Below are 26,096 nucleotides of genomic sequence, written 5' to 3'. Positions count from 1 at the left end.
ATGCTATGCAGTCAGATATCCTGAATACAGAAGTGACGACCATTGACGGCGAGAAAACCACGCTGGAAGGCTACAGAGGCAACGTGTTGCTTATCGTCAACGTAGCATCCAAATGCGGCCTGACGCCGCAGTACGAGCAGCTGGAAAATATTCAGAAGGCCTGGGAGAAAGACGGTTTCACCGTGCTGGGCTTCCCCTGCAACCAGTTCCTGGGACAGGAGCCGGGCAGCGAAGAGGAGATTAAAACCTTCTGCAGCACCACCTATGGCGTGACGTTCCCGATGTTCAGCAAAATTGACGTCAACGGTGAGGACCGCCATCCGCTGTATGCGAAGCTGATCGCTGCCGCTCCTAAGGCCGTTGCGCCGGAAGGCAGCGGATTTTATGAGCGTATGGCCAGCAAAGGGCGCGCGCCGCTTTACCCGGACGATATCCTGTGGAATTTCGAGAAATTCCTGATCGGTCGCGACGGCCAGGTCGTTCAGCGTTTTTCGCCGGATATGACGCCTGAAGATCCGATCGTCATGGAGTCGATCAAGCTGGCGCTGGCGAAATAATGTCGTTGCTGATGCAGCTCACGGACGTTGCCGAGAGGGGACGTCTGGAGCCAATAACCGGTACCGTCAATGCGGGAGAAATCCTGCATCTTGTCGGGCCAAACGGTGCAGGGAAGAGCACGCTGCTGGCGCGGATGGCAGGCATGACCGACGGAGAAGGGCAGATAACGCTGCTGGAGCATTCGCTTGCCGACTGGTCACCGGCCTCGCTGGCGCATCGGCGCAGCTACCTCGTACAACAGCAGGTGCCGCCCTTTGCGATGCCGGTCTGGCACTATCTGATGCTGCATCTGCACGACAAACAGCAGACGGCGCTGCTGACGGACGTGGCGGCGGCCCTCGGGCTGGAAGATAAACTCGCCCGGCATGCCAGCCAGCTTTCCGGCGGAGAGTGGCAGCGGGTGCGCCTGGCGGCGGCTATCGTTCAGATCCACCCGGCAGGTAATCCTCACGGGCGGATGCTGCTTCTCGATGAACCTATGAGCGGTCTGGACGTGGCGCAGCAGGCGGCGCTGGATACCCTGCTAAGCGCCCTCAGCCGAAAAGGCATCGCCGTGGTGATGAGCGGTCATGACCTCAACCACACCCTGCGCCATGCCCACCGGGTGTGGCTGCTGACGCAGGGAAAAATGATCGCCAGCGGTCCGCGGGAGCAGGTGCTTACCCCGCCCAATCTTGCCCGCGCGTACAACATGTCGTTCCGCAGGCTGGATATAGAGGGACATAAGATGCTGATTTCTACCGGGCAGGCGTAACCGTTTCTTGCCTGTAGGCACATTTGCACGCTAAATTACGAAAAGAACAAAAAAAGCAGAGGATTCGTCTGAAAATGCGATTCTGGTTTCTCCTGATGGCAGCACTTTTTCTTGCGGGATGCAGTAGCCATCGTGCGCCGCCGCCTAACCCACGGCTTTCAGATTCGATCACCGTCATTGCCAGCCTGAACGATCAGCTGAGCAACTGGCGCGGCACGCCGTACCGCTACGGCGGCATGAGCCGCGGCGGCGTGGACTGCTCCGGCTTCGTCCTGATGACCTTTCGCGATAAGTTTGATTTACAGCTTCCGCGCGAAACGCGCAAGCAGGCGGAAATTGGCACTGAAATTGATAAAGACGAGTTGCTGCCCGGAGACCTGGTTTTCTTCAAAACCGGCTCGGGTGAAAGCGGTCTCCACGTGGGCATATATGATACAGACAATCAGTTCATTCATGCCTCGACCAGTCGCGGCGTGATGCGCTCTTCTCTTGATAATGTTTACTGGCGTAAAAATTTCTGGCAGGCACGGCGTATTTAGTCTTTGTCGGATACTTCTCTTATGACGGCATGGTAAGTAATAAATCATGCCGTTTTTCTCAAATAAGATGCTTAAAGTTAAATTTACCAAAATTAGCGCATCCTGTATGTGTCTGTTTTATCTAAAACTGGCTATTATTCTACAACCAGGATAAAATTATTTTAGATTCAGGGATAAATCTGAAAATTAATACGGAACTAATGAAATTAATCTTATTAAAATCAAGACAGTGGAATTGTGTCGGCAATTGCTCCAGGATGTCCTCTCTCATCTTTAATGCGGGGCGAGTGCAATGATTATTACGCTAGATAATGCTTACCAGTCTGAACTGCTGCTCCTGCCCGCCCGTAATAGCGCAGGTGAGCTGAAAGGTTTAGAAATTCTGGTTAACTTTACTGGCGTCGGCAGCGATGTGCGGATCCCTACTGAGCTTGTTATCCCTCGGCTTTCAGCGGCTGAAGAGTTAGCGCTGTTTAACGAAAAGCTGCAATTGCTTGATACCTGTAAACTGTTTTTTATTCAGCATCAGTTAATTGCATGGATCAATATTACACCTGTAATTGGTGAATTTTTATTAACTAATGGAAACGCTGTTTCAATCCTTGAGCGTTATCCGTTTCTTGAGTTTACTGTTAATGAGAATTATCCAGGTTTAAATAACGGAAAGGACGATCTGCAGCTGGCGAGAATGGCGATCCATTTTCCGCTGGTCCTGGCAAACTTTGGCGCAGGCGCCGCATCGCTCAAAGCGGTGTATGATGGATTATTTAAACGGGTCATTCTCGATAAAGGATTCATTCAGCAGCGCGCCCCGGAGCTCTCTTTTGAGCCTTTTATGCGCGCCATCCTCTGGCAAATCACGCCTCACTGCCAGTCTGTGATCGTCTCCGGCATTGATGACCACGCACTGCTGCAACGCGTTTTGTCCTTCAATTTTGGTGCGATGCAGGGCGCGCTTTGGCCAGCGGTCGCCGCGGAGCACGTCACCACGCTGGTTCAGCAGCGATAACCCTGTCTTTCGCCCGTGTTTAAGTTCGGGCAAACCCTCTACACTAAAAGCAGGAGGACTTATGACCCTGTCTTTTACTGCTCACTGGCACGACGAGTTGCCGGGATTTTACACCGCACTCAAACCCACACCGTTACACCATTCACGCCTTATCTGGCATAACGATCGGCTGGCAGAAGAGCTCGCCATTCCGCCCGAGCTGTTTCAGCGTTCAGACAGCGCTGGCGTCTGGGGAGGCGAAATGCTTCTCGCCGGTATGCAACCTCTGGCTCAGGTCTATAGCGGACACCAGTTTGGCGTCTGGGCGGGACAGCTGGGCGACGGCCGGGGGATCCTGCTCGGTGAGCAACAGCTTCCCAACGGGGAGACGGTTGACTGGCACCTGAAGGGGGCGGGCCTGACGCCCTATTCGCGAATGGGAGACGGGCGTGCGGTACTGCGGTCAACGATTCGCGAGTGTCTGGGCTGTGAAGCGATGCATGCGCTGGGTATTCCCACCACCCGGGCGCTGTCCATCGTCACCAGCGAGACGCCGGTCGCGCGCGAAACCGTGGAAAAGGGCGCAATGCTGATGCGTATCGCGCAAAGCCACCTGCGCTTCGGTCATTTCGAACACTTTTACTACCGCCGCGAGCCGGAAAAGGTGCGCCAGCTGGCGGACTTTGCCATTCGTCACCACTGGGCGCGCTGGCAGGACGAGGCGGATAAATACGTTCTCTGGTTCAGGGATGTGGTGGCCCGTACCGCAACCCTGCTTGCCCGCTGGCAAACGGTCGGCTTTGCCCATGGCGTTATGAATACGGACAACATGTCGCTTCTCGGGCTGACCTTCGATTACGGTCCGTTTGGTTTCCTGGACGATTATCAGCCTGGCTATATCTGCAACCACTCTGACTATCAGGGACGGTATAGCTTTGACAATCAGCCCGCGGTGGGCCTGTGGAATCTGCAGCGGCTTGCGCAAACCCTGTCGCCGTTTATCGACGTTGATGCGCTCAACGATGCGCTCGACAGCTATCAGGACATCTTGCTGCGGGAATATGGCACGCTGATGCGCAACAAGCTGGGGTTGGTGACGCAGGAGAAGGGTGATAACGACATTCTCAATGGCCTGTTTGCCCTGATGGCGCGCGAAGGCAGCGATTACACGCGCACCTTCCGGATGCTGGGCCAGACGGAACAGCACAGCGCCGCCTCGCCGCTGCGCGATGAGTTTATTGACCGGCAGGCGTTTGACGACTGGTTTGCACAGTACCGCGCGCGTCTGCAGCAGGAGCGGGTGGATGACGCCACCCGCCAGGCGCAGATGAATGCAACGAACCCTGCGATGGTGTTGCGCAACTGGCTGGCGCAGCGGGCGATTGAGCAGGCAGAACAGGGCGAGTACGACGAGCTGCACCGTCTGCACGTGGCGTTGCGCACGCCGTTTGCCGATCGGGATGATGACTACGTCAGCCGCCCGCCCGACTGGGGCAAGCGGCTGGAGGTGAGTTGCTCAAGCTAGGGCGCGAGAAACACCTGCGGCGCGGCGCGAGCCGGATGCCTGCCGACGAAGACCTGCGCGCCGTACCAGCGGGCCAGCTCATCGGCCTGCAAAACGGTTTCCGGTTCTCCCTGGGACACGATGCTGCCGCCATGCAGCAGCAGGATGCGGTCCGCCCACAGCGCCGCCAGATTCAGGTCGTGCAGCACCGCGCAAACGTGCAGATGTCCCCGGCGGGTCAGGGATTTCAGCAGGCGCAGCAGATGCTGCTGATGGTAGAGATCCAGCGCGGACGTGGGTTCATCAAGGAACAGCCAGCCGCGCGGGGCGCCCTCACACCAGAGCTGGGCCAGCGCGCGGGCGAGCTGGATACGCTGCTGCTCGCCGCCGGAGAGTGCGGCAAACTGCCTGCCCGCCAGCGGTAAACAGCCGGTGATGGCCATGACCTCCTCAATCACCGACGCTTCAGGCGTGTGGGTCCAGGGCGCGCGCCCCATACCGACGACCGCCTCAACCGGCCAGTCAAATCCGAGCTGCGTATTCTGGCGCATCACCGCCCGGTAGCGTGCGAGTCTGTTCGGCTGCCAGTCTGCAAGCGGCGTGCTCGCCAGGCTGCACCGTCCGCCCGCAGGGTTAAGATAGCCGGTAAGCAGCCGCATTAGCGTTGATTTTCCGGCGCCGTTAGGGCCAATCAGCGCCACCAGTTCGCCCTGAGATAAGGTCAGCGACACGTCGTTAATCAGCGTGCGTTGCCCGGCGCGAAAAACAAGATTTTCTGCACAATAGCGTTCAGCCATGCGCGCCTCCGCGACGAAAGATAAGCCACAGGAACCACGGCGCGCCGAGAAGGCTGGTCAATAAGCCGACCGGCATTTCCGCCGGGGCGACCAGGCTGCGCGCCAGCGTATTGGCCACCAGCAGAAGCAGCGCGCCGGCCAGCACCGAACCGGGTAGCACCGCCCGGTGATCGGCGCCCAGCCACATGCGCATCAGGTGCGGTACCACCAGGCCGACAAAGCCTATCACGCCACTGACCGCAACGGCGGCGGCCACCAGCAGGGCGCTGCACAGCAGCAGGATCCGCTGCACGGCGGCAACCTCTACGCCGAGGTAGTGCGCCTCTTCGTCGCCCAGCTGCAGCAGGTTGAGCGCACCTGCCAGACGCCAGATAACCAGCGCGGTGGGGACCATCAGCGACGCGACGGCCAGCAGCGTCGACCACTGCGCCTGGCCGAGGCTGCCCATTCCCCAAAGCGAAAGCTGGCGAAGCTGGGCATCATTGCTGAGCCATGACAGCACGCCGACGGCCGCGCCGCACAGCGCGTTGATGGCAATGCCCACCAGCAGCAGGCGCGAGAGGGAAGCGTCACGCTGCCGGCTGAGCAGAAAAATCACGAAGGTGGCGGCCAGCGCGCCGAGAAACGCCGCCAGCATCGGGGCATACAGCATCACCAGCGCAGGCAGCGAGAGCGGGAGCACCACCCACAGCGCAACCGCAAGCGCCGCGCCGCTGCTGATGCCGAGCAGGCCCGGATCCGCCAGCGGGTTGCGAAACAGGCCCTGCATCACGCAGCCCGCCAGCGCCAGCGAACCGCCAATCGCCAGCGCCAGCAGCACGCGAGGCAGACGGATCGTCAGCCATATCTGCCGCAGCGCCTCGTCGGTACCGTTCCACAGCAGGCTCACCGGCAGACGCAGTGCACCAATACCGCTGGCCGTCAGCGTCATGACGACCAGCAGCGCGGCCAGCATCCACAGTGACAATGCGGCTCGCCGGGACATCAGGGCAGCTGCTCCGCGTTGGTTCGCAGCTGCTGGATGGCTTCCGGCGTTCGCACGCTGAAGCCCAGAAGCGCCATATCGTCAATCGCCAGCACCTGCTTATTCCGTCCCGCCGGGGTTTGCGCCAGGCCGGGCAGCGTCCACAGATTCGCTTCACCGCCCAGGGCGTTGAGGCCGTCCTGAGAAATCACCACCAGATCGGGACGGCTGGCGATCGTGCCTTCCTGAGACAGCGGCTGATAGCGGGTGAATCCCTGCATCGCGTTCTGCAGCCCCGCCGCACGAATGGCCGCATCCGCACCGGTCTGTTGTCCGGCCGCCATGGCGGTCATCCCGCCGTGGTTGAGAATAAACAGCACCCGTTTATTGAGCGGTGACGCGGGCAGCCCCGAGAGCGACTGACGCAGCGCGCTGCGCAGCGCTTCCCCCTCGGCCTCGCGGTGCGTCGCTTCAGCGACGATCCGCACCTTTTCGTCAATCACGCTCAGGTCGTTACGGGCAGGCACCGTGATAACCCTGACGTGGCTTTGCGCAACCTGCTTAAGCGCCAGAGAGGGCTGCGCCTGAGCGCTTGCCAGCACCAGCGTTGGGCGCATGGATAAGATCCCTTCCGCGTTGAGCTGGCGCAGGTAGCCCACGTCCGGCAGCGCGGTCGCCGCCTGCGGCCACTGGCTGGTGCTGTCGCGCGCCACCAGCGAAGAGGCCGCGCCGAGCGCATAGACAATCTCGGTGACGTCGCCGCCGAGGGTCACGATTCTCTCCTGCGGCGCAGCAAACGCCAGCAGGGGCAGGGCGCTGAGCAGGGCGAACCAGCGCGTCATGCGGCCAGCCCTTTCGCGGTTAAGGCGTCAACCTGGCTGCGCCACTGGCTCTGCTCCGGTTCGCCTTCGGTACGCTGGCCGTACAGCTGGGCGATTTGCGTTCCGTCGGCAGCAAATAGCTCCAGGCTGGTCACGTGCCCGTCAGCCGTCGGCTTGCGCGTGACCCAGCTTTCCGCAATGGAACCTTCAAGCAAATGCAGGGTAAAGGTCGGGTTAAAGATGTTCAGCCAGCCTTTCATCGGCGTCAGCGTTTCCACTACGCCGGTGAAGATCTGCACGCAGCCGCGGTTGCCGACAAAGATCATGATTTCGTTTTCGTCACGGTGGGCCGCTTCCAGCAGCTGCGCCAGCGCGGCGTTTTCTACCCGGCAGGCCAGATCGTCACCCACCAGGCGAAACGCCTGCTGACGGCTGAGGTTATGACGCTTCAGCAGGCCGAAGAACTGGTGGACGTCGGTCATGGCGCGCCACTCTGCGTCCACGAGCGCGGCTTGCGCGTTTTCTGCGTGGGCCGGGAGATCGGCTGCCTTCAGCGCCAGCGGTGGATTATCGGCAATGATGAAGCGGGTCAGCACGTCGCCCCAGGCGGAAACGTCGGTGTTGTCCGTGGCGTAGATCTTCAGCAGGGCATCGCCCTGGTGGTCGAAGAACTGAATGCTCTGGCGCTCGCCGCGGGCGGTGGCTTCACTGATGTGAAACGCGCTCGCCCACTGGTTGAGGAACAGGCGCAGATCCAGCGCGCGCGGGTTCAGCACCAGCCCGGCGTGGCCGTTCAGGTGCTGGTTGGTGAAGTGCCCAACCTGCTCGTGCACGGCGTAGTCGTTGCGGCAGATGCATTTGGTTTCGCCCATGGCTTCCAGCGCGCCTAAAATCTCGCGGATCTCACCGCGCAGTCGCCAGGCGTCGTGGCCCACGCGGGCAAAGGTCAGCTCTGCTTCACTGATGTTCATTAACCCTGCGACGTCGCGCGCGTACTTACCGGGATTGGCTTCTTTTAGCTCAAGCCAGCGAGTGTAGTGATTCATTATCTTATCCTTCTGCATAGTTGCCCGACGGGCATTACCACTGATAGCTTACGAAAATCTTGCCGTTACGACCGTCCTGCGGAATGCCCTGAGGTGACCAGTATTCTTTGTCAAAGGCGTTGCCGAGTACCAGCGTGGTGGTCACGCCTTTCAGCTTCTCCTGCCCTTTGTAGCTCACGTAGAAATCGTTGACCGCATAGCCCGGCTGCTTGCTGTAGCTGCTGCTGATATGCGTTGAGCGATCGACAAAGGTGCCAATCCAGCCGACGGAAAAACCGCTCTGCGCCACCGGAATGTCCAGCCTGCTGGTGACGGTGTCCGGGTTAATGCTGGAGATGTACTCGCCCGTATCGGTATCTTTCCCGCGCGTGCGGTTATAGGCCAGGTCGAGGTTGAAGAGGTCGGCAGAGTATTTTGCCATCATGTCCCAGCCCCAGATTTTGGCGTTCGGGACGTTATAGGACATGGTGGTCGCGGCGGCAAAATCGACGGTGGTGGAGATATAGTCTTTGGCTTTAGTATCGAAGTAGCTGGCTTTAAGCTCCAGCGCATCGTTGGCAAGCATCAGATCGTCAAAGCGCAGGCCAAAACCAAACTCCTGCGTTTCGTTGGTTTCCGGACGCAGGTTCGGGTTCGGCACCCAGTAGTTGGTATAGAACCGGCCAATGGAGAAGTGTTTGGCGTCGTTATACATCTCGCCCATGGTCGGCGCGCGGAAGGCCTGTGCGTAAGAGCCAAACAGCATCAGCCAGTCGGTTGGGCTGACGGTTAACCCGGCGCGGGATGACCACTTATCGGCATCCACGTCGTCGTAGCCATTGCTGCTGCCGCGGTAGTTGTCATACCGCGTGCCGCCCAGCAGGGTAACGGGCAGATCGCGAAGGGTGATTTCATCCTGCAGCCAGCCGGAGCTGAAGTCGATTTTCGCCTCCGGGAAGCCGGTGGTCGCACCGCCAGGGCGTTGTTCCTGACGGTAGTATTCCCCGCCGTAGGTCAGCAGGTGTGCTGCAAAGGTGTCGCTGAACAGGCGGGTGCGGTTTTCCACCTTGCCGCCTTTAGTTGTCTGCTTGCGGAACTCACCGCTCCCGTCGATATTCTGGGCATTAATGCGCGCTTCGGACCAGTAGACCTTCGCGTCGGCGTTGAGCCAGTCGTTCCCTGCCGGGGCGATGCGGTAACCCAGCTGCGCATCGCGCTGAATGGTGGAGCGGTCGGTCATCGGGTTACTGCTGTCCGCCCCGGTAGTTTGCGGGTTTTTCGGTTCCTGTGCGGCGTTGTTGTAGTAGCGCAGGGAGCCGCTCAGGGTCTGGGCCGGGTCGATTTTCCAGCTGCCTTTCGCCAGCATGTTATTGATGGATTCGTCGTTCGGCGCGGTTGCACCGTCGCTCTGGCGGATATCACCGCGATCGCGGCTGGACCAGGAGACCAGACCGTCCAGCGTTTCGGTGCGCCCGTAGGCGCTGGCGCCCATCCCGAGGCTGCTGTCGCCTGTCGCACCCGTACCAAACACGCGGTAACCGCTGTGTTTACCCGGTTCCAGCAGGTCCTTGGCGTCAACGGTGTCATAGGAAATCACGCCTCCCAGCGCGCCGCTGCCGTAGAGAAGCGCGGAGGGACCGCGCACCACTTCGATACGTTTGATTAGCATAGGGTCGAGGAAGGTGCTGTTCAGGTGGCCGGTATCGGTTCCCTGACGCACGCCGTCAACCAGCACCAGCACGCCGCGACGGTCATAGCCGCGCAGGTTAACGTCCTGCCCGTTGGTGCGTCCGGTGCCGTCCAGCGTCAGGCCGGGGACGTTACGCAGCAGGTCGGCCGCCGAGCTGGCGGTCTGTTTCTCCGGCGCGCTGGCGTCAATCACGTTCACCATCATGGGAGCTTCAAAGGCGCTGCGGGCGTTGCCCGTGGCGGTGACGGTAATATCGTCCGTGGCGGCAGCTGCCGCGGTCGGCAGGGCGCTGACGATCGCCAGCGCCAGAAGTGACGGGCGTAAAGACGCGGAAGGCAGGTGTGGCATAGCAACTCTCCATAAAGAATCGAAAGCGCTGGCTGCCTGGGGATGACCTGGGTGGCTGGCGAATGTGTTGGTTTATTTTGTGAGGATCAATTTTCCGGCATTCGTCTGGCGCAGCAGGTAGTGCTGGCCGTCATGCTCGATAATTACCCGGCCCTCATCACCCAGCAGGCTTTTGCTGTCGATGCGACGATCGGTGGAGGGAGGAGCTGTGTGTGTTTTTGCTGGCGTTGCCGCACTGTTATTTGTACGTGACATAATGTTTATAAATAACAATCAATGTAACAATGATAATCATTATCAATAAACTGCAAATTCACGGCAAGCGTTTTTGTGAAAATTGTGTGACGGGATCAATATTGCGTAGTAAAAAGCCCGGTGGCGGCTTCGCCTTACCGGGCCTACAACGGCACGAATCGTAGGCCGGGTAAGCGCAGCGCCACCCGGCGGGGGTTAGAAGCGCGTATCTACCGCAGACGCCAGCTTATCCATCAGCAGCTCGCTGTCCTCCCAGCTCAGGCACGGGTCGGTGATCGACTGGCCGTACACCATCTGCTGTCCGGCAACGATTTTTTGCGTGCCTTCTCTGATAAAGCTTTCCGCCATAATCCCGGCAACTGCGGTGGAGCCGCTGCGGATCTGCTGGCAGATCTCATCGCAGACGTCCAGCTGGCGGCGATGCTGCTTCTGGCAGTTGCCGTGGCTGAAGTCCACCACCAGATGTTCCGGCAGGTCGAACTCGGCCAGCGTTTCACAGGCCGCCGCAATATCTTGCGCATGGTAATTGGGTTTCTTGCCGCCGCGCATAATGATGTGCCCGTACGGGTTACCGCTGGTCTGGTAGATGGTCATCTGGCCGCTTTTATCCGGCGACAGGAACATGTGGCTGGCGCGTGCCGCGCGGATGGCATCCACCGCGATGCGGGTATTGCCGTCGGTGCCGTTTTTAAAGCCGACCGGACAGGAGAGGGCGGAGGCCATTTCGCGGTGGATCTGGCTTTCGGTGGTGCGCGCGCCAATCGCGCCCCAGCTGATGAGATCGGCGATAAACTGCCCGGTCACCATATCGAGAAACTCGGTCGCCGTCGGTACGCCCAGCTCGTTGACCTGCAAAAGCAGCTTACGCGCCAGCTCGATACCGTGGTTCACGCGGTAGCTGCCGTTCAGGTCAGGGTCGGAAATCAGTCCCTTCCAGCCCACCACGGTACGCGGTTTTTCAAAGTAGGTGCGCATCACAATCTCAAGGCGATGCTGGTACTTATCCCGCAGGCCCTGAAGCCGTTTGGCATAATCCATCGCGGCATCCAGATCGTGGATGGAGCAGGGACCAATCACCACCAGAAGACGCTTGTCTTCGCCATTGAGGATTTTTTCAATGCGGCGGCGGGAAGCCGTCACGTGTTCCGCGACGGCGGCGGAAACAGGATGCCGCTGGGCCAGTTCAGCCGGCGTGACCAGGCTGTCAATGCGCGCAGTGCGGAGTTCATCGGTTTTATTCATGGAATGTCTCAGAAAATTTTTGCTTCATCGGCAGACTACCGGGAAGTGATGGGCATCACCTTAAACCAATCCCTGCTGATTTCAAGTCTGGGCGACACCGCCCCGTGGTTGCCGATGATGATACCTGAATCTGAGTTAATGTACTAGCATATTAGTACATGCGGCGATTAAGCCCCATGATGTCGAGAATTTTGGTGGCAATTTCTTCTACCGAATAGTTGGTGCTGTTCAGCCACGGGATCTGATTTTTACGGTACAGCGCTTCCACTTCGGAGACCTCCATCCGGCACTGGCGCATGGAGGCGTAGCGGCTGTTCTCGCGGCGCTCTTCGCGGATGGCTGCGAGACGTTCCGGGTTGATCGTCAGGCCGAACAGCTTGTGCTGCAGCGGCTTGAGGGCGGCAGGCAGCACCAGGTTATCCATATCGTCAGCGATGAACGGATAGTTGGCGGCGCGAATGCCAAACTGCATCGCCAGGTAGAGGCTGGTCGGAGTTTTGCCGCAGCGGGAAACGCCAAGCAGGATCACCTGCGCCTGGTCGAGATTACGCAGCGAGATACCGTCGTCGTGGGCAAGGGTGTAGTCAATGGCGGCGATACGCGCGTCGTACTTGGTCAGGTTGCCGGGGGTCAGGCCGTGGGTACGGTGGGCGATGGGGGTCGGGTCGAGCTTAAGCTCGCTCTGCAGCGGCGCCACCAGCGCCTGCACGATATCCTGACAGAAGCCTTCGCTTTGCAGGATGATGGCGCGAATCTCGGGGATCACGATAGAGTAGAAGACCAGCGGGCGAACGCCGGTCTGCTGGTAGATGGCATCAATCTGGTCCTTAACCGCTCTGGCGCGGCTCTCATTTTCGACAAACGGCAGCGTGATGCTGTTGATCGATACGGGAAACTGCGACATCACCGCGTGGCCCAGCACCTCGGCGGTGATCGCCGTACCATCAGAAATATAAAAAACGTGACGATCGACAGCATTATCCATTTTACCCACCCTGAATATCAGACGTAATTGTCTGAAAGCATAAATTAAAAAAGTAATTTACACAGCAAAGAACTTATCTGAATTATGAATGAAACGCTGTTTTTGGTTTTCCTGAAAAGCGGATTTCATTTTTCAAATAGCGACTTTATTTTTGGGGTTTCTCGCTGAATATAGAGGAATCATCGGGTTAATCGTTGATGGGAAAGTATCCGAAAAGTTGAAAATTTAAATTGCTTACACGATTCACCGTTTTTTTAGCGCAAACAAATATGCCAGTATAAATACGTAGTCAGGTGTTTCTTACTCCGATCAAATATCACAAAAGGATTGTTTCGATGTCCAACAATGGCTCGTCACCGCTGGTGCTTTGGTATAACCAACTCGGCATGAATGATGTAGACAGAGTTGGGGGCAAAAATGCCTCCCTGGGTGAAATGATTACAAATCTGTCGGGTATGGGTGTCTCCGTACCGAACGGGTTTGCCACCACCGCCGATGCCTTTAACCTCTTTTTAGACCAGAGCGGTGTTAACCAGCGCATTTACGACCTGCTGGATAAAACGGATATTGATGACGTTACCGAGCTTGCGAAAGCCGGGGCGCAGATCCGCCAGTGGATCATCGACACACCTTTCCAGCCGGAACTGGAAAAAGCCATTCACGACGCGTACAACCAGCTCTCTGCTGACGATGCGCAGGCCTCCTTTGCCGTGCGCTCCTCTGCCACCGCAGAAGACATGCCGGACGCCTCGTTTGCCGGGCAGCAGGAAACCTTCCTGAACGTCCAGGGTTACGACGCGGTGCTGGTGGCGGTGAAGCACGTGTTTGCTTCCCTGTTCAACGACCGTGCTATCTCCTATCGCGTGCACCAGGGCTACGACCATCGCGGCGTGGCGCTCTCCGCTGGCGTGCAGCGCATGGTGCGCTCCGACGTGGGCTCATCCGGTGTAATGTTCTCCATTGATACCGAATCCGGCTTCGACCAGGTGGTGTTTATCACCTCCGCGTGGGGGCTGGGTGAGATGGTGGTGCAGGGCGCGGTCAACCCTGACGAATTCTATGTTCACAAGCCGACGCTGGCCGCTGGCCGTCCGGCGGTGGTCCGCCGCACCATGGGCTCAAAAAAAATCCGCATGATCTATGCTCCGACCCAGGAGCATGGCAAGCAGGTGAAAATTGAAGATGTACCGCAGGAGCAGCGCGACCGCTTCTCGCTGACCGACGCCGAAGTGCAGGAGCTGGCGAAGCAGGCGGTGCAGATTGAAAAACACTACGGCCGTCCGATGGATATCGAATGGGCGAAGGACGGTAACACCGGCAAGCTGTTTATCGTGCAGGCGCGTCCGGAAACCGTCCGCTCGCGCGGCCAGGTGATGGAGCGTTACACGCTGCACGCTCAGGGCAAAATCGTCGCGGAAGGCCGCGCCATCGGTCACCGCATCGGCGCAGGCCCGGTCAAAGTGATCCACGACATCAGCGAGATGAACCGCATCGAGCCAGGCGACGTGCTGGTAACCGACATGACCGACCCGGACTGGGAACCGATCATGAAGAAAGCGGCGGCTATCGTCACCAACCGCGGCGGACGTACCTGCCACGCGGCGATCATTGCCCGCGAGCTGGGTATTCCTGCGGTTGTCGGCTGCGGTGATGCCACCGAACGCATGAAGGACGGGCAGAACGTGACCGTCTCCTGTGCCGAAGGCGACACCGGCTACGTGTACGCCGATATCCTCGACTTCAGCGTGAAGAGCTCCAGCGTGGATACCATGCCGGACCTGCCGCTGAAGATCATGATGAACGTCGGCAACCCGGACCGCGCGTTTGACTTTGCCTGCCTCCCGAACGAAGGCGTGGGCCTGGCGCGTCTGGAATTTATCATCAACCGTATGATCGGCGTTCACCCGCGCGCGCTGCTGGAGTTTGACGATCAGGATCCGAAGCTGCAGAACGAAATCCGCGAGATGATGAAAGGCTACGACTCGCCGAAAGAGTTCTACGTTGGCCGTCTGACCGAGGGGATCGCCACGCTGGGCGCCGCCTTCTACCCGAAACGCGTGATCGTGCGTCTGTCTGACTTTAAGTCTAACGAATACGCCAACCTGGTGGGCGGCGAGCGCTACGAGCCGGAAGAAGAGAACCCGATGCTGGGCTTCCGCGGGGCCGGACGCTACGTGTCCGACAGCTTCCGCGACTGCTTCGCGCTGGAGTGCGAGGCGGTGAAGCGCGTGCGCAACGACATGGGGCTGACCAACGTCGAAATCATGGTTCCGTTCGTGCGTACCGTGGATCAGGCGAAAGCGGTGGTGGACGAGCTGGCGCGTCAGGGGCTCAAGCGCGGCGAGAACGGGCTGAAGATCATCATGATGTGCGAAATCCCGTCCAACGCCCTGCTGGCCGAGCAGTTCCTGGAGCACTTTGACGGCTTCTCTATCGGCTCAAACGACATGACGCAGCTGACGCTGGGTCTGGACCGCGACTCCGGCGTGGTTTCCGAGCTGTTCGACGAGCGCAACGAGGCGGTAAAAGCGCTGCTCTCGATGTCCATCCGCGCGGCGAAAAAGCAGGGTAAATACGTTGGGATTTGCGGTCAGGGTCCATCCGACCATGAAGACTTTGCCGCCTGGCTGATGGAAGAGGGGATTGATAGCCTCTCCCTGAACCCGGACACCGTGGTGCAAACCTGGCTGAGCCTGGCGGAACTGAACAAGTAACGCCACGCTGATCGTAAAAGGCGAGGAAAGTATTCCTCGCCTTTTTTATTTCCCCCTCTTATTTGCGCCCCATCACAAATAAAGTAAAAAACCAAATATCATAATTTGTCTGTCAATTTAGACAATTGTTAGCGCGCAAACCGTTGCTAATACTTGGGCCTTACTGCGCATTTCCCTTAAGAATTTGCGCAACTGGTTGAAATACGTTTTAACCTGATAAAAAGGCCAATAACAATGACACTCTCCTCTGTACTGCGTACCAAAGATAAAATAGGTTATGGCTTAGGCGATATGGCCAGCGCGCTGGTCTGGCAAACGGCCACGTTATTTCTCGCCTATTTCTATACGGACGTTTTCGGTTTACCCGCGGCCATTATGGGTACCATGTTTTTAGTGGTGCGCGTGGTCGATGCGTTTGTCGACCCGTGCATTGGCGCGCTGGTTGACCGCACCCGGACGCGACACGGGCGCTTTCGTCCCTGGCTGCTGTGGTTTGCCATCCCGTTTGGCGTGAGCTGCCTGATTACCTTCTACGTGCCGGACGTCGGGCCGACGGCAAAAATTGTCTATGCCTGCCTGACCTATGCCCTCTTGAGCCTGATCTACTCCGCCATTAACGTGCCTTACTGCGCCATGCCGGGCGCGCTGACGCTGGATCCGCGCGAGCGTCACTCCCTGCAGTCGTGGCGCTTTGGCCTGTCGTTTATCGGTGGGTTGATTGTGACGGTGATTGCCCTGCCGCTGGTTTCGTTGCTGGGCCAGGGCAACGTGCAGAAAGGCTATTTCTATGCCATGAGCCTGATGGGGCTGCTGGGCATTGTGCTGTTCTTCTGCTGCTTCCTGATGACCCGCGAGCGTTATTCTCCGCGCAACGATACCTCTGGATCCATGCTTACCGATTTAAAACTGCTGGGCCGCAACAGCCAGTGGCGCATTGTGTTTCTGTTTAATATTTTGCTGTTAACCGCGGTGGTGACGCGCGGCTCTGCCACGATGTATTACGTGAACTATGTGCTGCTGCGTCCGGATCTGGTTTTTGCCTTTATTGTTTCCGGCATGGTGGCCTCCTTAAGCGGCGCATTATTATCCGAACGGCTGCTGGGGAAATTTGACCGCGTCCGCGCCTATCAGTGGACGATTATTTCCTTCGTCATCTTCGGTGCGCTGATTTTCTTCCTGCCGCCTTCGCAGGTGTGGCTCATCTTTGGCCTCAACATCGTCTTTAGCTTTGTGCAAAACCTCACCACGCCGCTGCAGTGGACCATGTTCTCCGATGTGGTCGACTACGAAGAACACCGCAGCGGTCGTCGCCTGGACGGCCTGGTCTTCTCCACCGCGCTGTTTGCCATCAAGTTTGGCCTGGCGCTGGGCGGGGCGGTGGTCGGCTGGGTGCTGGGCATGGTGGATTATGCCCCGGGCCAGGCAACCCAGACGCCGCAGGTGCTCTCGACCATCAACGCGCTGTTCACCCTTATCCCTTGCGCGCTGTTCCTCTGCATGGTCGCGCTTCTCGCCATCTACAAGCTTAACAGCCGGCTGGTGGATGCCATCGCCCGGGAGCTGGCCAGCAAGCGTGATGTCAGACCCGATGCGGGGCAGCTCAGCCCGGCAACCCCTTCCGCACTACAGGAGTAAAACATGACGGCTATCTATAAGGACGCGGGACGTCCCGTGCACGAGCGCGTCGCCGATTTACTGGCGCGCATGACCCCGGAAGAGAAGTTCGCCCAGATGCATGCGTACTGGCTGATCCTCGATGAAAATGGCAACCACCGCGAGCGCAGCGATCTCAGCGACGAATTCGCTGGCGTGAGCGAACAGGCGTCGCTGAGCGAAAGGCTGAAGCTGGGCGTCGGGCAAATTACGCGCCCGCTGGGTACCCACATCGTTGACGCGAAAACCGGCGTGCGCGCCGCCAACCGCCTGCAGCGCATGATGCTGGAAGAGACGCGCCTCGGCATCCCGGCGCTGTTCCATGAAGAGTGTCTGGTGGGGCTGCTGTGCAAAGACGCCACGCTGTTCCCGTCGTCGCTGAACTACGGATCGACCTGGGATCCGGAGCTTGTACACCGCGCGGCAGAGCAGATAGGCAAAGAGGCGCGATCCGTGGGCTGCCAGCAGGGGCTGGCACCGGTGCTGGACGTCTCCCGCGACGTGCGCTGGGGGCGAACCGAAGAGACCTTCGGGGAAGATCCCTGGCTGGTGGGCATAATGGCGGCCGCCTACGTGAAAGGGTTGCAGGGCGACAAGCGCGACCTGCTGGCGACGCTCAAGCACTACGTGGGCCACTCGTTCAGCGAAGGGGCGCGCAACCATGCCCCGGTCCACCTGGGGTTCAGCGAGCTGAACGACACCTTCCTGCTGCCGTTTGAAATGGCGGTCAAGCTGGCTAACGCCGGTTCGGTGATGCCTGCTTACCACGACATCGACAATCAGCCGGGGCACAGCGACAGCTTCCTGCTGACCACCGTCCTGCGCGAACGGTGGGGCTTCGACGGCATCATTGTGGCCGACTACGGCGGCGTCAGCCTGCTGCACCAGCACCACGGGATTTCCCACGATGCGGCCGAATCCGCCGCGCTGGCGTTTAACGCCGGGCTGGACGTCGAGCTGCCGAAAGACGACTGCGCGCGCCATCTGGCGGACGCGGTTGAGCGTGGGCTGATCGCTATGGAAAAAGTGGATGAGATTGTGGCGCGCGTGCTGACCGAAAAATTCCGCCTCGGGCTGTTTGAGAAGCCGTATACCGATGAAAACGACATCGATCTGCAAAATGAGAGGACCCGCCGGGTAGCGCGGGACGTGGCGACGAAATCGCTCACGCTGCTGGAAAACAACGGCATTTTACCGCTCGGCGGCAAACCCCGCGTGGCGGTGGTGGGGCCGACGGCAGACGATCCGCTGGCGTTACTCAGCGGCTACAGCTTCCCGGTGCATCTGATCATCAGCGATATGGTTGAAGAGACCTCGCAGGTGACGACTCCGCGCGCGGCGCTGGAACACTACCTCGGCGCGTCGCAGGTCCGTTACGCCAAAGGGTGTCACATCATCGAGAAACGCATGGCGGGCGCGCCGGTCTTCCCGGGCGACAGCGGCGGCAAACCGATGCAGCAGTCGCCGGTCTCGCAAAGCACGGCGCTAATCCCCGAGGCCGTGAACGCGGCGCAGGAGAGTGACGTGGTGGTGGCCTGCGTGGGGGATCTCGCCGGGCTGTTCCAGAGCGGTACCGTGGGGGAAGGTTCCGACACCGACTCCCTGAACCTGCCGGGCGTACAGCAACAGCTGCTGGAGGCGCTGGTGGCGACGGGTAAACCGGTGATTGTCGTGATGACCGGCGGGCGTCCGTACAACCTACAAGGGCTGGAGGATAAGGTCGCGGCGCTGCTGATGGCGTGGGCGCCGGGGCAGGAAGGCGGCTGGGCGATTGCGGACGTCTTAACCGGGCGGGCGGAGCCGCAGGGGCGCCTGGTGGTGAGCGTGCCGAAAAGCGCCGGAGCAATGCCGTATTACTACAATCACAAGCTCAAAAGCGGCGGCACGCCGTTTGCGTTCCACTTCGGATCGCGTTACCCGTTTGGCTTCGGCCTTGGCTGGACGACGTTTAGCTGGGGTGCTGCCCGCGTCGCCGAAAGCCGCGTGCCGGTCGACGGCGAGGTGACGCTGAGCGTAGATATCACCAACACCGGTGAGCGCAGCGGCAGCGAGGTGGTGCAGGTTTACGTCAGGGATAAGGTCGCCACCCAGGTGCGGCCGCTCCAGGAGCTGAAGGCCTTCCAGCGCGTTACGCTCTCGCCGGGCGAAACCGCCACGCTCACCTTTACGCTGCCGGTTGAGATGTTCAACTTTACCCGTCGGGACGGGAAACGCATCGTTGAGCCGGGGGAGTTTGAGCTGCAGGTTGGCGCATCGTCGGCGGATATCCACCAGGCGGTGACGGTCAATGCAACGGGGGAAACGCGGGTGCTGCCCGCTGAGTGGCGGATGCTCAGTACCTGTGCGGTTACGCGCGCGTAGTCAGGATAAAAAAAAGCCCATCGTGGGAGATGGGCAAAGACTACACACAGCAATTCGTTGTTTCACTCAGGGGATTTCCATGCTTATAAATCAAGGTGTTGATCTATAACCGTGTCCTAATAGTAGGCATGTCATCTTTTAGCGTCGATCGGATTCGTCTCAATAGTTTAAGAGACGTAAAGATTTCTTGAGATTTATGGCGCGGTAAATGCTGAAACAGCGGGTCTGACCAGTGTGCAACGAATAAATACTTTAGCAGCGTTAAAGTATTGTGAGGGAGTATGTAGGCCGGGTAAGCGTTAGCGCCACCCGGCAAAAAACTCAATGCGTGTTCTTCTCTTCCAGCTCTTCCAGCTCGCTCAAAATCACGTCCGGATCCGTCCCCGGCGGCGGAATTTCATGCACCCAGGCGGAGAACAAACGCCAGGTGACGGCGAGCAGCACGGGGCCAATGAACAGGCCAATCATGCCGAAGGCGATTAAGCCGCCAATGACCCCGGAGAGGATCAGGATCAGCGGCAGGTCTGCACCCATGCGGATAAGGATCGGGCGAATGACGTTATCCATGGTGCCGACCACGCAGCTCCAGACCAATAGCACCGTTCCCCAGGTGGTATCCCCCGTCCAGTAAAGCCAGATAATGCAGGGAACCAGCACCAGCAGCGGCCCCAGCTGCGCAAGACAGGTCATCAGCATGACTACGGTGAAGACGGTGGCGTACGGTACGCCGGAAATCGCCAGACCGATACCGCCCAGCACCGCCTGCACCAGCGCGGTCACTACCACGCCCAGCGCAACGGCGCGCACGGCCTGCGCCGCCAGCAGGACCGCCGCGTCACCGCGCTTGCCCGCCAGGCGGGTGGCAAAGTGACGAACGCCTAACGCCACCTGCTCGCCGCGCCAGTAGAGCAGGGCGCTAAAGAGCAGCATCAGGGTACAGTGCATCATAAAGCGGCCGATGTGCGCCGCCTGGCCGACAAACCAGGTGGTGGTGGTGCCGATATACGGGCGGACTTTTGCCATCAGCGCGCTGCCGCCCATCTCCAGCAGGCCGTGCCAGCCGCTGTAGAGCTTAGCGCCCACCACCGGGATGCTGTTCAGCCAGGCGAGATCCGGCAGGGTCAGGTCACCGCTGCTAATGGCGCGAATAACCGGACCGCTGGAATCCACCAGGCTGTTAACCAGTAGCGCAATCGGAATAATAAACAGCAGGAACAGCAGCAGCGTCATGACCAGCACGGCGAGCCCGCGACGGCCAAACAGCAGCTTCTGCAAACGCAGCAGCAAAGGCCACGTGGCAACCACAACGGTTGCGGCCCAGGCAAAGCCGAGGATAAAGGGTTGTACGATCCACAAGCAGGCAACAATCATGAGGGCCAGGAACAGCACCGACAGCAAAATTTGCGCAACATCCCTGGGCTGGCGAACATTGACCATAAATGAAACTTTCCTTAAAAGAACGCCAGTACAACTGGCGGAAACGTAAACCGCGTCTCTGTCATCATTAACGATCTCAGCGGTTTTTGACAGGCGGATTTTGCCTGTAATTCTACGAAGCACATAAGAAAAAAATGTGATAAAACTTTCCGGACACAACGCAAACGATTTCACATTACTCTAATTAGGGTCGACGGTCATGATCCCACAGATTTCTCAGGCACCTGGCGTCGTTCAGCTGGTGCTTAATTTTTTGCAGGCACTGGAGCAACAGGGTTTTACGGGTGATACCGCCACGAACTATGCCGACCGGCTGACGATGGCGACCGATAACAGTATCTACCAGCTTCTTCCCGATGCCGTGGTTTTCCCTCGTTCAACGGCTGACGTCGCGCTTATCGCCCGGCTGGCCACGCAGGAGCGCTTTGCCCCGCTGGTCTTTACGCCGCGCGGCGGCGGCACCGGGACCAACGGGCAGGCGCTGAACCAGGGCATCATTGTTGATATGTCGCGCTACATGAACCGCATCATTGAGATCAATCCCGAAGAGGGGTGGGTGCGGGTCGAGGCGGGCGTGATCAAAGATCGGCTTAACCAGTACCTGAAGCCTTACGGCTACTTTTTTGCCCCGGAGCTTTCCACCAGTAACCGCGCGACCCTGGGCGGGATGATCAACACGGATGCCTCCGGCCAGGGCTCGCTGGTCTACGGTAAAACCTCGGATCACGTGCTGGGCGTGCGTGCGGTGCTGCTGGGGGGCGATATCCTCGATACCCAGCCGATGGCGGTCGAACTGGCGGAAACGCTGGGCAAAGATAACACGGCCATTGGGCGCATCTATCGTACCGTGCTGGAACGCTGTCGCGACAACCGCCAGCTGATCCTCGATAAATTCCCCAGGCTGAACCGCTTCCTGACCGGGTACGACCTGCGTCACGTCTTTAACGACGATCTGACCCAGTTTGATTTAACCCGCGTGCTGACCGGCTCCGAAGGGACGCTGGCGTTTATTACCGAAGCGCGGTTGGATATTACCCGGTTGCCGAAGGTGCGCCGACTGGTGAACGTCAAATATGACTCGTTCGACTCCGCGCTGCGCAATGCGCCGTTTATGGTCGAGGCGAAAGCGCTGTCGGTAGAGACCGTCGACTCCAAAGTGCTCAACCTGGCCCGGGAAGATATTGTCTGGCATTCCGTCAGCGATCTCATCACCGACGTGCCGGATAAAGAGATGCTCGGCCTCAATATCGTGGAGTTTGCCGGTGATGATGCGGCGCTGATTGAGCGCCAGGTCACCACGCTCTGCCAGCGTCTGGACGAGCTGATTGCGCAGGGTCAGGGCGGCGTGATCGGCTGGCAGCTTTGTAACGATCTGGCCGGGATTGAGCGTATCTATGGGATGCGTAAAAAAGCCGTGGGCCTGCTCGGGAATGCGAAAGGCGCAGCGAAGCCGATTCCCTTTGCCGAAGATACCTGCGTGCCGCCTGAGCATCTGGCGGATTATATCGTCGAGTTTCGCGCCCTGCTGGACAGCCACGGCCTGAGCTACGGCATGTTCGGCCACGTCGATGCCGGGGTGCTGCACGTGCGTCCGGCGCTGGATATGTGCGACCCGCAGCAGGAGATCCTGATGAAGCAGATCTCCGACGACGTGGTGGCCTTAACCGCCAAATACGGCGGCCTGCTGTGGGGCGAGCACGGGAAAGGGTTCCGCGCGGAATACAGCCCGGCCTTCTTCGGCGAACGGCTCTACGCGGAGTTGCGCAAGGTGAAAGCGGCTTTCGACCCGCATAACCGCCTCAACCCGGGTAAAATCTGCCCGCCTGAAGGCGTGGACGCGCCAATGCTGCAGGTGGATGCCGTCAAGCGCGGCACCTACGACAGACAGATCCCGATCGCGGTCCGCTCCTCCTGGCGCGGCGCGATGGAGTGTAATGGCAACGGCCTGTGCTTTAACTTCGACGTGAAAAGCCCGATGTGCCCGTCAATGAAAATCACCAGCAACCGGATCCACTCGCCGAAAGGGCGGGCGACGCTGGTGCGCGAGTGGCTGCGTCTGCTGGCCGACCGCGGGGTGGATCCGCTCAGGCTGGAACAGCAGCTGCCGGAAAAACGGGCCAGCCTGCGCTCGCTGATTGAGCGCACCCGCAACAGCTGGCACGCCAACAAGGGCGAGTATGATTTCTCCCATGAGGTAAAAGAGGCGATGTCCGGCTGTCTGGCCTGTAAAGCCTGCTCCACCCAGTGCCCGATTAAAATCGACGTGCCGGAGTTCCGCTCGCGCTTCCTGCAGCTCTACCATACGCGCTATCTGCGCCCGGTGCGCGACCATCTGGTGGCGACGGTGGAAAGCTATGCCCCGCTGATGGCGCGCGCGCCGAAGACCTTCAACTTCTTTATCAACCAGCCGCTGGTGCGCAAGCTTTCTGAAAAACACATCGGCATGGTCGATCTGCCGCTGCTGTCGGTGCCGTCGCTGCAGCGCCAGCTGGTCGGGCACCGCTCGGCGAACATGACCCTGGAGCAGCTTGAGGCGCTTACCCCTGAGCAAAAAGCGAAGGTGGTGCTGGTGGTGCAGGATCCGTTTACCAGCTACTACGATGCGCAGGTGGTGGCTGACTTCATCCGCCTGAGCGAAAAGCTGGGGTATCAGCCGGTGGTGCTGCCGTTCTCGCCCAACGGCAAGGCGCAGCACATCAAGGGCTTCCTGACGCGTTTTGCGAAGACCGCGCAGAAAACCGCTGACTTCCTGAATCGCGTGGCGCAGCTCGGGATACCGATGGTCGGCGTCGATCCGGCGCTGGTGCTGTGCTACCGCGATGAATACAGGCAGACGCTGGGCGACAGGCGCGGCGATTTCAACGTCATGCTGGTGCACGAGTGGCTGCCGACGGCGCTGGAAGATAAGGCTGTTCGGGACGTCAGCGGCGAACCGTGGTATCTGTTTGGACACTGCACCGAAGTCACCGCGCTGCCGGGCGCACCCGCGCAGTGGGCGTCCGTCTTTGCCCGCTTCGGGGCGAAACTGGAGAGCGTCAGCGTGGGCTGCTGCGGGATGGCCGGCACCTACGGGCACGAAGTGAAAAACCACGCCAGCTCGCTCGGCATTTACGAGCTGTCCTGGCATCAGGCGATGCAGCGTTTGCCGCGAAACCGCTGTCTGGCGACGGGCTACTCCTGCCGCAGCCAGGTAAAACGGGTTGAAGGTAACGGCGTACGCCACCCGCTGCAGGCTTTACTGGAGATAATTGGATGATCTGGAAACGTGCCGTGACGCTGCAGGCGCTGAACGCCATGGGCGAGGGGAATATGGTGGGGCTGCTGGATATCCAGTTCACCCGCATAGGCGACGCTGAAATTGAGGCCACGATGCCGGTCGACAGTCGCACCCACCAGCCGTTTGGCTTATTGCACGGCGGGGCCTCCGTCGTGCTGGCCGAAACGCTGGGATCGGTGGCGGGGTATCTCTGTACCGAAGGGGAGCAGAAGGTGGTCGGGCTTGAGGTGAACGCTAACCACATTCGCTCGGTGCGCAATGGGCGCGTGCGCGGCGTCTGCCGCGCGCTGCACGCCGGAAGCCGCCACCAGGTGTGGCAGATCGATATTTTCGACGAGCAGGATCGCCTGTGCTGCTCGTCGCGCCTGACCACGGCGGTTGTGTAAAGTTTTCAGATGTTTTGCCTTTGGTCAAAAACTAGCCAGCAGGTTGTGGTATACTGGTCAGGTTTTGTACATAAGCGAGGACATCATGGATACTGAAATAACCCCAACACAGCTGGCAATTGAATATTTACGTCGCGATAAGAGCAACCTGTCTCCGGCGCAGTACCTGAAAAAGCTAAAACAGCTTGAGCTGGAATTCACAGATTTGCTGGCGCTCTCTTCAAACGAGCTGAAAGAAGAGATCTACTTTGCCTGGCGGTTGGGCGTTCACGTCCATTGAGTATATGAGAATAAAAGGGCCGCGAGTGCGGCCTTTTTTGTGCCTGACATTCAGTATCGGGCGGGAAGCTTGTTGATTTTAATGAGCCTGCCTTCTTCCATTTCGATAAACCCGCCGGTTTTTAAATCCGCCAGAATGCGCATCACGCCGCTGCGGGAAAGCTGGGTTTTCTCCCTGATATACCTTTCCGCCGTCACGCTGAGTCGATAACCCTCATCCTCTTCCATCAGCTTGAATAGCTGCTGGCGAATCATCTCATACGCCGTGGGCGCGCCCTGCGGCATCACGTTGTTATAAAGACGGCTATACACAAACATGAGCTGTTGAGAAAGCAGGCCCCACAGCGCCTTCTCCTGGATAATGTCATTCACCCGCTCGGCGGTGAGCGTCCCTATCAGGCACGGGCTGACGGTCTTAATATAATCGTTGAAATAGATGTCGGTCAGGTTAGCGAGGCCGAACACGGCGGGGCTGCGGGCCGTAGACAGCATCATGTCATCGCTTCTTCTGTAGATGGCGATCGTCCCCTCAAGAATTAAATAGCACATACCCTGACCGTTAATTTGCAGGTCAAACCGCTCGCCGCGGGCGGCGCGTTGCGTTGTGCACTCGGGCAGCAGGTATGAAATAAGTTCTTGCGCGTAGGGAGAACCCCGTTGAGACTTTTCTGGAAGGGACATGGTCGCCGACAACCTTAAAAATAACCTGGCTAATTATAGCGCTTCTCCTGGGGACAGGCACGCTGGCTATCAATATTTTCGCGGCAGATGGTGAATCTCCAGCAGCACCCCGCGCTCCATGGTGATGTACTTCCCGGTCCTCAGTTCTGCCAGAATACGCATAATTCCACTGCGCGAAAGATAGGTCCGGCTTTTGATCCAGGCGGCCGCCGTCGTATTTTTCCGTATGGCATCGGGCGCCTGCATGAGCTCAACAAGCTGGAAGCGAATGATGTCGTAGGCAGACATTTGCGATATTTGCGCACAGTGCTCATACACCCGTGAGGCCGTATAAATAAGCAGCTTTGAAAAGTGCTCCCATAAATCCTGCTGGGAAACGATCTGGTTAAACGTCTCCAGCGACACGCGGGCGATTTCTGCCGTCTCCAGGGCCCTGACGTAAAGATGTTCCGAAGAAAATTGACTGCTGACGCCAAGAATAAAAGGCGCTGATTCAGAGTTTAAAACAATACCGTCGCCGCGACGATGAAGCGCCACGCTGCCCTGCAGAAGTAAAAAACACTGCCGCACATCATCTTTATAATAATGTACGGTTTCTCCCCGACAGACGATCGTCCTTTTCGCCGCAGGTAGCACTGAGTTAATCAGCGTATCTATATGGATAAGCGGTTTTAAACCAAGAACGGTCGAGCCGTGGTTATTCAATGACGTGGTTAAACGCGTATTCATACGATACCTCACAGCGACTACGGGCGATCATTTTTTTACCTGGTGGAGAATTATCTTAAAAGAGAAGGGCTCAGGGAATGTTTCTGCGAGGTCTAAAAGTAGACCAACG

At 58.9% G+C, this 26,096-nt stretch carries 22 protein-coding genes and 1 other RNA gene; 11 read left to right on the top strand and 12 right to left on the bottom strand.

Annotation, left to right across the window (positions count from 1 at the left end):
* The first annotated feature begins 5 nt into the window (after nt 1–5).
* The 5 genes from ACMWKK_RS12940 (at nt 6) to selO (ending at nt 4,364) form a co-directional block, all read left to right on the top strand.
* Entirely contained in the window at nt 6–557 is a 552-nt protein-coding gene (locus ACMWKK_RS12940; RefSeq protein WP_112780735.1) for a glutathione peroxidase, read from the top strand.
* Entirely contained in the window at nt 557–1,312 is a 756-nt protein-coding gene (gene btuD, locus ACMWKK_RS12935) for a vitamin B12 ABC transporter ATP-binding protein BtuD (protein ID WP_112780734.1), read from the top strand. The genes ACMWKK_RS12940 and btuD overlap by 1 nt, the downstream gene beginning before the upstream one ends.
* Nucleotides 1,313–1,386: 74 nt before the next feature.
* Nucleotides 1,387–1,851: an NlpC/P60 family protein gene (locus ACMWKK_RS12930; RefSeq protein WP_028017229.1), complete on the top strand. Its 465-nt coding sequence runs from the start codon at nt 1,387–1,389 to the stop codon at nt 1,849–1,851.
* Between the two features lie 292 nt (nt 1,852–2,143).
* A complete protein-coding gene (locus ACMWKK_RS12925) occupies nt 2,144–2,860 on the top strand; it encodes an EAL domain-containing protein (RefSeq protein WP_112780733.1) in 717 nt (238 codons plus the stop codon).
* Between the two features lie 61 nt (nt 2,861–2,921).
* A complete protein-coding gene (gene selO, locus ACMWKK_RS12920; RefSeq protein ID WP_112780732.1) occupies nt 2,922–4,364 on the top strand; it encodes a protein adenylyltransferase SelO in 1,443 nt (480 codons plus the stop codon).
* On the opposite strand, the gene ACMWKK_RS12915 is transcribed toward selO, so the two are convergent.
* The 8 genes from ACMWKK_RS12915 to ppsR form a co-directional block, all read right to left on the bottom strand.
* Nucleotides 4,361–5,140 (bottom strand): heme ABC transporter ATP-binding protein, encoded by a 780-nt coding sequence (locus ACMWKK_RS12915; protein ID WP_112780731.1) that lies wholly within the window; start codon nt 5,138–5,140, stop codon nt 4,361–4,363. The genes selO and ACMWKK_RS12915 overlap by 4 nt on opposite strands.
* Nucleotides 5,133–6,125 carry a FecCD family ABC transporter permease gene (locus tag ACMWKK_RS12910; RefSeq protein ID WP_112780730.1) on the bottom strand — a complete coding sequence of 331 codons (993 nt, stop codon included), beginning with the start codon at nt 6,123–6,125 and terminating at the stop codon, nt 5,133–5,135. The genes ACMWKK_RS12915 and ACMWKK_RS12910 overlap by 8 nt, the downstream gene beginning before the upstream one ends.
* On the bottom strand, nt 6,125–6,946 hold the full coding sequence (locus ACMWKK_RS12905) for a heme/hemin ABC transporter substrate-binding protein (RefSeq protein ID WP_112780729.1): 822 nt from the start codon (nt 6,944–6,946) through the stop codon (nt 6,125–6,127). Before ACMWKK_RS12905 ends, ACMWKK_RS12910 begins: the two co-directional genes overlap by 1 nt.
* The gene (locus tag ACMWKK_RS12900) at nt 6,943–7,971 is read right to left on the bottom strand and encodes a hemin-degrading factor (RefSeq protein ID WP_112780728.1); all 1,029 of its coding nucleotides are present in this window, start codon (nt 7,969–7,971) and stop codon (nt 6,943–6,945) included. Before ACMWKK_RS12900 ends, ACMWKK_RS12905 begins: the two co-directional genes overlap by 4 nt.
* Nucleotides 7,972–8,005: 34 nt before the next feature.
* The gene (locus tag ACMWKK_RS12895; protein WP_112780727.1) at nt 8,006–9,988 is read right to left on the bottom strand and encodes a TonB-dependent hemoglobin/transferrin/lactoferrin family receptor; all 1,983 of its coding nucleotides are present in this window, start codon (nt 9,986–9,988) and stop codon (nt 8,006–8,008) included.
* 72 nt (nt 9,989–10,060) lie between these two features.
* Nucleotides 10,061–10,243 (bottom strand): hemin uptake protein HemP, encoded by a 183-nt coding sequence (gene hemP / locus ACMWKK_RS12890; RefSeq protein WP_045327066.1) that lies wholly within the window; start codon nt 10,241–10,243, stop codon nt 10,061–10,063.
* A gap of 195 nt (nt 10,244–10,438) precedes the next feature.
* Entirely contained in the window at nt 10,439–11,485 is a 1,047-nt protein-coding gene (gene aroH / locus ACMWKK_RS12885) for a 3-deoxy-7-phosphoheptulonate synthase AroH (protein ID WP_112780726.1), read from the bottom strand.
* Nucleotides 11,486–11,636: 151 nt separating this feature from the next.
* Nucleotides 11,637–12,470, bottom strand: coding sequence for a posphoenolpyruvate synthetase regulatory kinase/phosphorylase PpsR (gene ppsR / locus ACMWKK_RS12880; protein ID WP_112780725.1), 834 nt, complete (start codon nt 12,468–12,470; stop codon nt 11,637–11,639).
* Nucleotides 12,471–12,805: 335 nt separating this feature from the next.
* On the opposite strand from ppsR, the gene ppsA reads away from it, so the two are divergent.
* The 3 genes from ppsA to ACMWKK_RS12865 all read left to right on the top strand — a co-directional run bounded on the left by ppsA (nt 12,806) and on the right by ACMWKK_RS12865 (nt 19,198).
* Entirely contained in the window at nt 12,806–15,184 is a 2,379-nt protein-coding gene (ppsA, locus tag ACMWKK_RS12875; RefSeq protein WP_112780724.1) for a phosphoenolpyruvate synthase, read from the top strand.
* A gap of 234 nt (nt 15,185–15,418) precedes the next feature.
* On the top strand, nt 15,419–16,819 hold the full coding sequence (locus ACMWKK_RS12870; protein WP_112780723.1) for an MFS transporter: 1,401 nt from the start codon (nt 15,419–15,421) through the stop codon (nt 16,817–16,819).
* A gap of 3 nt (nt 16,820–16,822) precedes the next feature.
* Nucleotides 16,823–19,198 carry a glycoside hydrolase family 3 N-terminal domain-containing protein gene (locus tag ACMWKK_RS12865; protein ID WP_112780722.1) on the top strand — a complete coding sequence of 792 codons (2,376 nt, stop codon included), beginning with the start codon at nt 16,823–16,825 and terminating at the stop codon, nt 19,196–19,198.
* 5 nt (nt 19,199–19,203) lie between these two features.
* Here ACMWKK_RS12865 and rprA read toward each other — a convergent pair.
* Together rprA and ydiK are read right to left on the bottom strand one after the other, a co-directional pair.
* Nucleotides 19,204–19,311: antisense sRNA RprA (rprA, locus tag ACMWKK_RS12860), an RNA gene on the bottom strand.
* A gap of 208 nt (nt 19,312–19,519) precedes the next feature.
* Entirely contained in the window at nt 19,520–20,635 is a 1,116-nt protein-coding gene (gene ydiK / locus ACMWKK_RS12855) for an AI-2E family transporter YdiK (protein WP_112780721.1), read from the bottom strand.
* Nucleotides 20,636–20,834: 199 nt separating this feature from the next.
* On the opposite strand from ydiK, the gene ACMWKK_RS12850 reads away from it, so the two are divergent.
* The 3 genes from ACMWKK_RS12850 to ACMWKK_RS12840 all read left to right on the top strand — a co-directional run bounded on the left by ACMWKK_RS12850 (nt 20,835) and on the right by ACMWKK_RS12840 (nt 24,578).
* On the top strand, nt 20,835–23,891 hold the full coding sequence (locus ACMWKK_RS12850) for an FAD-binding and (Fe-S)-binding domain-containing protein (RefSeq protein ID WP_112780720.1): 3,057 nt from the start codon (nt 20,835–20,837) through the stop codon (nt 23,889–23,891).
* A complete protein-coding gene (gene menI, locus ACMWKK_RS12845) occupies nt 23,888–24,298 on the top strand; it encodes a 1,4-dihydroxy-2-naphthoyl-CoA hydrolase (protein ID WP_112780719.1) in 411 nt (136 codons plus the stop codon). Before ACMWKK_RS12850 ends, menI begins: the two co-directional genes overlap by 4 nt.
* 85 nt (nt 24,299–24,383) lie before the next feature.
* Entirely contained in the window at nt 24,384–24,578 is a 195-nt protein-coding gene (locus ACMWKK_RS12840; RefSeq protein ID WP_003857766.1) for a YdiH family protein, read from the top strand.
* Between the two features lie 50 nt (nt 24,579–24,628).
* On the opposite strand, the gene ACMWKK_RS12835 is transcribed toward ACMWKK_RS12840, so the two are convergent.
* Nucleotides 24,629–25,258, bottom strand: coding sequence for a helix-turn-helix domain-containing protein (locus ACMWKK_RS12835; protein WP_045327076.1), 630 nt, complete (start codon nt 25,256–25,258; stop codon nt 24,629–24,631).
* 69 nt (nt 25,259–25,327) lie between these two features.
* Nucleotides 25,328–25,987: a helix-turn-helix domain-containing protein gene (locus tag ACMWKK_RS12830; protein WP_045327077.1), complete on the bottom strand. Its 660-nt coding sequence runs from the start codon at nt 25,985–25,987 to the stop codon at nt 25,328–25,330.
* Nucleotides 25,988–26,096: the final 109 nt, after the last annotated feature.

This window comes from Enterobacter sp. 01-M-03-SI-ECC, from assembly GCF_047530215.1.
In the GTDB taxonomy this organism is placed as follows: Bacteria; Pseudomonadota; Gammaproteobacteria; order Enterobacterales; family Enterobacteriaceae; genus Enterobacter; species Enterobacter chengduensis.
Note: the sequence above shows the minus strand (reverse complement) of the source record. Positions and strands in the feature narration are given on the sequence as shown.

Excerpts from the sequence above, each read along its gene's own strand:
- ACMWKK_RS12940 (WP_112780735.1), top strand. The coding sequence starts at position 6 with ATGCAGTCAGATATCCTGAATACAGAAGTGACGACCATTGACGGCGAG.
- btuD (WP_112780734.1), top strand. The coding sequence starts at position 557 with ATGTCGTTGCTGATGCAGCTCACGGACGTTGCCGAGAGGGGACGTCTG.
- ACMWKK_RS12930 (WP_028017229.1), top strand. The coding sequence starts at position 1,387 with ATGCGATTCTGGTTTCTCCTGATGGCAGCACTTTTTCTTGCGGGATGC.
- ACMWKK_RS12925 (WP_112780733.1), top strand. The coding sequence starts at position 2,144 with ATGATTATTACGCTAGATAATGCTTACCAGTCTGAACTGCTGCTCCTG.
- selO (WP_112780732.1), top strand. The coding sequence starts at position 2,922 with ATGACCCTGTCTTTTACTGCTCACTGGCACGACGAGTTGCCGGGATTT.
- ACMWKK_RS12915 (WP_112780731.1), bottom strand. The coding sequence starts at position 5,140 with ATGGCTGAACGCTATTGTGCAGAAAATCTTGTTTTTCGCGCCGGGCAA.
- ACMWKK_RS12910 (WP_112780730.1), bottom strand. The coding sequence starts at position 6,125 with ATGTCCCGGCGAGCCGCATTGTCACTGTGGATGCTGGCCGCGCTGCTG.
- ACMWKK_RS12905 (WP_112780729.1), bottom strand. The coding sequence starts at position 6,946 with ATGACGCGCTGGTTCGCCCTGCTCAGCGCCCTGCCCCTGCTGGCGTTT.
- ACMWKK_RS12900 (WP_112780728.1), bottom strand. The coding sequence starts at position 7,971 with ATGAATCACTACACTCGCTGGCTTGAGCTAAAAGAAGCCAATCCCGGT.
- ACMWKK_RS12895 (WP_112780727.1), bottom strand. The coding sequence starts at position 9,988 with ATGCCACACCTGCCTTCCGCGTCTTTACGCCCGTCACTTCTGGCGCTG.
- hemP (WP_045327066.1), bottom strand. The coding sequence starts at position 10,243 with ATGTCACGTACAAATAACAGTGCGGCAACGCCAGCAAAAACACACACA.
- aroH (WP_112780726.1), bottom strand. The coding sequence starts at position 11,485 with ATGAATAAAACCGATGAACTCCGCACTGCGCGCATTGACAGCCTGGTC.
- ppsR (WP_112780725.1), bottom strand. The coding sequence starts at position 12,470 with ATGGATAATGCTGTCGATCGTCACGTTTTTTATATTTCTGATGGTACG.
- ppsA (WP_112780724.1), top strand. The coding sequence starts at position 12,806 with ATGTCCAACAATGGCTCGTCACCGCTGGTGCTTTGGTATAACCAACTC.
- ACMWKK_RS12870 (WP_112780723.1), top strand. The coding sequence starts at position 15,419 with ATGACACTCTCCTCTGTACTGCGTACCAAAGATAAAATAGGTTATGGC.
- ACMWKK_RS12865 (WP_112780722.1), top strand. The coding sequence starts at position 16,823 with ATGACGGCTATCTATAAGGACGCGGGACGTCCCGTGCACGAGCGCGTC.
- ydiK (WP_112780721.1), bottom strand. The coding sequence starts at position 20,635 with ATGGTCAATGTTCGCCAGCCCAGGGATGTTGCGCAAATTTTGCTGTCG.
- ACMWKK_RS12850 (WP_112780720.1), top strand. The coding sequence starts at position 20,835 with ATGATCCCACAGATTTCTCAGGCACCTGGCGTCGTTCAGCTGGTGCTT.
- menI (WP_112780719.1), top strand. The coding sequence starts at position 23,888 with ATGATCTGGAAACGTGCCGTGACGCTGCAGGCGCTGAACGCCATGGGC.
- ACMWKK_RS12840 (WP_003857766.1), top strand. The coding sequence starts at position 24,384 with ATGGATACTGAAATAACCCCAACACAGCTGGCAATTGAATATTTACGT.
- ACMWKK_RS12835 (WP_045327076.1), bottom strand. The coding sequence starts at position 25,258 with ATGTCCCTTCCAGAAAAGTCTCAACGGGGTTCTCCCTACGCGCAAGAA.
- ACMWKK_RS12830 (WP_045327077.1), bottom strand. The coding sequence starts at position 25,987 with ATGAATACGCGTTTAACCACGTCATTGAATAACCACGGCTCGACCGTT.